The organism is Streptomyces sp. NPDC001617 (genome assembly GCF_053596855.1).
On sequence record NZ_JBSFHA010000190.1, the window covers coordinates 1 to 3285 of the forward strand.

General features: G+C 62.2%; 2 protein-coding genes. Both read left to right on the plus strand.

The window, feature by feature from the left end; all coding sequences use genetic code 11:
- A partial coding sequence (locus ACWC09_RS52380; protein WP_450859374.1) for a hypothetical protein occupies positions 1 to 422 on the plus strand: 422 nt, incomplete at its 5' end.
- A gap of 544 nt (positions 423 to 966) precedes the next feature.
- Positions 967 to 3237: a fibronectin type III domain-containing protein gene (locus tag ACWC09_RS52385; protein ID WP_450859376.1), complete on the plus strand. Its 2271-nt coding sequence runs from the start codon at positions 967 to 969 to the stop codon at positions 3235 to 3237.
- Positions 3238 to 3285 lie beyond the last annotated feature (48 nt).

Genomic DNA, 3285 nt, shown 5'->3' on the forward strand with positions numbered 1-3285 from the left:
CAGCATGCACATGCCCAGCGGATGGCCTGCCCGGCGATCAGTACCTCGATCGAGCGATCACGAACCGAGGAAGATCGGACTTAACGCCCACTCAGGACTGCAACACGGTGCACTTCCCGCCCACCAATCCGCAGATCCCGAACTGTCCATACTCGCCGACCGGTGATTTCGGGTTCGCGACAAGCGCCCAGTACGTATCGAACAGCGATCCAACGAAGGGCGCCCTAGTCTCGTTTGACACTCAGCACGGCGACTTCGCCGTGACCGGCAGCTACGACGAGAAACTGAACTACGTGTACAAGAACCCCAACCCGAACGACCCCTTCAATGGGTCGCACACGACCCCGGTGTCCGGGCAGTACACCGCAACAGCGGTCTGGGACGGGACCAAGATCCAACTGCTGAAAATCGCCGGGTCATGACTGTCCCGGGACGCTCGCAAGACCCGGTCCGCCACGCGGACCGGGTCGCTCGGCTCGAGCCTGGATGGGACGGCGCTCGCCGTGGTCGGGGCCATCGGACGTGTCCAGGTCGCTCGGCGGCGTCGGAAGTCGCCGGCCGCGGTCCGGCGGGAACTTGGCGTAGTGGGAGGCGCTGCCCGCCCAACGCGTCGGACCGATTCGATGATTGGCACTACGAGCCGCGCTGCATCGCAATCGCAGCAAAGGGGGGAGGGATGGCCTCGTCACGGTTGCTCGATGCCAAGGGATTGTCGATCGGTCGGCTTATTCATGCCGTTTTGTGCCTCGGGTGCGCGCTCGCGGTGTCGCAGACAATGCCTGCGGTGGCGTCCGGAACTGCGACCGACCCGGCTGGGGACGACGTTGTGCGGCACGCATTGATCCCGCCGGCCGGCCCCGCGCGGGTGGCGACAGCCAGCTCGGGCAGCCCGACCCTATCGCCCGGGCCGCCGACCATAAGCCCGGCCGCCCGCAACGAGCGCGCCTGGCACCCAGGTGAGACGTCATGAGCAAGGTCGCAGCGATAATTGGCGCACACAAGGTGCTGACTGCCGTCATCGCCCTCATTCTCTCGGTCTCAACAGGTGCTGCGGTTGCTCTGATGAACGGCATTGGCCAGTCGACCAGCGTTGTAGGAGCGCCGACCAACGTCACGATGCAGGACGTGGAGAACGGGAGGGCTACGGTCCATTGGGACCCCCCAGATTCGGGCGCCACAGTAACCGGCTACAACGTCACGCTCGTTCCCACATACAACAACCGCCGAGACCCTCAACCGAATCTGGGCCCGAACCGCGGAGTGGTGTCGCGGATAGTGGACCCGACCAACCGGTCCTCGTCGTTCGACGGGCTCCTCGAGGACTGCCATCAACGCTACAAAATAGAGGTGAACGCACGAACAGCCCGTGGCGCGGGCAGCACGGCAACCACGTCGGATTTTCGGCCCTCAGGCATCGTCACACCGGGCGCTGATCCGCTATACGTAGTAATCCTGGTTGACGGGATTAGGTCGCACCAACCCGGATTCACCATGGATCCCTATAAGCCGACCCTAGATAGCACTCCCAGCTACTGCCCGGAGTCGTGGAACGATAAACAAGGCATCGAGGTCGAAGCCGATTTTGCGGGGGCATCACAAGGGGGTCCGTGGAGTTTCTTCCATAAGTGGAATCACGGAGAGACCGACAAGCACGGCAATGCGGTAGATGTTCACAATAAGCTCTACGCCGCGTCGGAACCCAAGAAACTCAACGGAGACGGTTCTCCGAAGACTTATACCCACTCCTTCATGCTGGACGCGATCGCCGCCAAAGGCGCCATCATCCTTCCGTTCAGCTACCACGACAACGGGCTGATCGGCATCGCGTCGAGCCGCCGGTCCGCCGCGCTCATCTCCTCGGGCCACGGCGATCCGACTTTCACCTACCCTAAATACACCGACGATGATTCACAGCCCTCTGGAAAAGGGGACATTGACCTCTACGGAAAGCTCTTGCTGGACGAGGTGAGGTCGATCACGACGGTGTGGCCCACGAGTAAGATCGTGATCGTCGGCCACAGCCAGGGAGGCCTGGTCGCTTACAACGCCTGGAAGAACGCCCCCGAGAGGTCGCAATGGGACGTGTTCACACTCGACTCGCCCATTAACGGAGCAGGGTCCTGTCTACCAGGACCGGGACCGAAAACATGTGTTAACTTCGCAGCCTACCCGAAATTTGTAGACCGAGGACAGTACGACGAGGGCTCAGGCGGCTACCTGGGGACCGACGCGGAAAACGGCAATACGGTGCACTTCATTGGTACCTACGGCGACTCGCCCGCAATTGAAATTCCGTTTCCCTGCGTTCCAGCCACCCATGCCCATGTTCCACACCACCCTGGCTATGTCTGTGTCCCGCCCCTCCGCTCATATGGGGAGCCAAACTCGCCAGTAACGCTAGAGCATCAGGTTCCTTTCGATTACATTGCCAATACTTCCGGGAAGATCGAGGGTGCTTGTGGACTTGAGCGGGGGCCGTCCGGTTGGGCCGTCAAGAAAAGCTGTCCGGTGCCAGCACCTCCTGACCATATAAGCGAGTGCCCAGTAGCATATGACAAATCACAGAAGTGGATAGTCGATACCGGCCACTTCGTCGTGAAGTATTGCCCGGGAGACGTGTTGTACTTCAACCAAATGCTGGGCTTGCAGTACACGCCCCCTGCCTCCGGCGATACGGTGGTGAAAACGTTCGAGCCCTGGGCCGCTGTCGGGCAGAACGGCGGCGCGGCTCCAGCGCCCGGCCTGGTGGTGACGAACGGTGGGGCCGCCACGTGCGACAGCGGCTCTGCCGATGACCCGGGATCGGCTCTCGCCGTCCGTTGCTCCCCGCCCGGAAACGGGGCGCCATGCTTCATCAACGACACCGGCGGAGGTGATCCTAGTTCTCCCCTGCTGTGCTCAAGCGATCCAACCTCCAAGCAAGTCGTCGAGGTCACGCCTGCCGACCCCAGTGGCATCCCGATCGGCAAACTGAACCACGCCGACCCTAGCCGTCCGGCTTGGTTCCTGATCCTGGCTGACGGACGAAAGTGCAGCTTCCTGGGCTATGGCACCAACGCCAACATCCTGAGCTACGACTGCGGCGGCAATATCGGGGCGACCGTACCCGACCGCTCCCAGCCAACGTGGACGGTGCAGGAAGGGACGTTCCAGTTGAATCCCACGCCGTCCTCGAGTCGCGTCGCCGTTGTACTCAGGTTGAATCGGGGATGTCCGGGCTGTGGTGACGGGTCGTGATCCCTGCGGTACGACGTCTTCATGCGGTATGCGCAAGGGGGCGGGCTG